This is a genomic window from Pseudomonas onubensis, from assembly GCF_965653655.1.
In the GTDB taxonomy this organism is placed as follows: Bacteria; Pseudomonadota; Gammaproteobacteria; order Pseudomonadales; family Pseudomonadaceae; genus Aquipseudomonas.
In genome coordinates this window covers 1-419 of record NZ_CBFHAZ010000312.1, presented here as the reverse complement: position 1 = coordinate 419, position 419 = coordinate 1, and the positions used below count along the sequence as shown (strand labels likewise).

Below are 419 nucleotides of genomic sequence, written 5' to 3'. Positions count from 1 at the left end.
TTGTTCATCGGCTCCTCTTTGTTTTGGCTTTTCATATAAGAGTTAATGTCCCGCTTGGATGCGCGTCCGGATTTATCTTTCGCCTTCCGCTTTTCAAAGACGGACAGTTTCTCCCGGTGGCCGCATACACATGCGAAGGTTTGGCCTTCGCCCTGGCCGCGAAGCTCCATTTTCTTATGACAGTTCGGACAGCGGGCGTGTGGTGTTCTTGCCAGCGTTTTCCGGCTGCCGCACTCACGATCCTGACATACGAGCATCGTGCCGCGTTTGCCGTTGACTTTAAGCATCATTTTGCCGCAATCAGGGCAGGCGGTGCCTGAAATGTTGTCATGTCTGAAAGTCTGGCTGCTGTTTTTGATCTCCTTCACCGTTTTGCCCGCATATGTTTTCATGTCTTTAATGAACACGGCGGATTTCAG

At 51.1% G+C, this 419-nt stretch carries 1 pseudogene; it reads right to left on the bottom strand.

Annotated elements, in window-relative coordinates:
- Positions 1–407, bottom strand: a pseudogene (locus ACTD9P_RS30115) (hypothetical protein); the annotation flags it as partial.
- Between the last annotated feature and the right edge of the window lie 12 nt (positions 408–419).